The organism is Methylobacterium gnaphalii (assembly GCF_007992215.1).
Taxonomy (GTDB): domain Bacteria; phylum Pseudomonadota; class Alphaproteobacteria; order Rhizobiales; family Beijerinckiaceae; genus Methylobacterium; species Methylobacterium gnaphalii.
Genome location: NZ_BJZV01000120.1, coordinates 1 through 503 on the forward strand (window position 1 = coordinate 1; position 503 = coordinate 503).

Here is a 503-nt window from a genome sequence, read left to right on the forward strand (position 1 = left end):
ACGGCTGCGAGGATGTCGGTGGCCGGCTTGGTCCAGACGAAGGGTTTGGCGCTCTGGTTGTGCTCGGCGATGTAGCGATTGATGACCGCCTGCAGGTCGACGACGCCGGTGAAGGAGCCTCGCCGCAGCCGGCGCCGGGTGAGCGCTGAGAAGAAGCCCTCGACGGCGTTGAGCCAGGAGGCCGAGGTCGGGGTGAAGGGACACGTCCAGCGCGGGTGGCGGGTGAGCCAGGCGCGCACCTTCGGATGTTTGTGGGTGGCGACGTTGTCGAGGATGGCGTGGATTACCTGCGGCCTCGACGGCGTTGAGGAACCGGATGAACTCGCCGTTCCGGTGACGCTGCATGCAGCGGCCGAGCACGGTACCCGCCAGGACGTCGAGGGCGGCAAACAGCGTCGTCGTGCCGTGACGGGTATCGTCGTGGGTCTGGGCGACGGGATGGCCGGGGGCGAGCGGCCGATCGGGACGGGTCCGCTCCAGCGCCTGGATCTGGCTCTCCTCAT

The 503-nt window shown here is 68.6% G+C and carries 1 pseudogene; it reads right to left on the minus strand.

The features are described 5' to 3' along the window. A pseudogene (locus tag MGN01_RS23360) lies at positions 1-503 on the minus strand (IS630 family transposase); the annotation flags it as partial.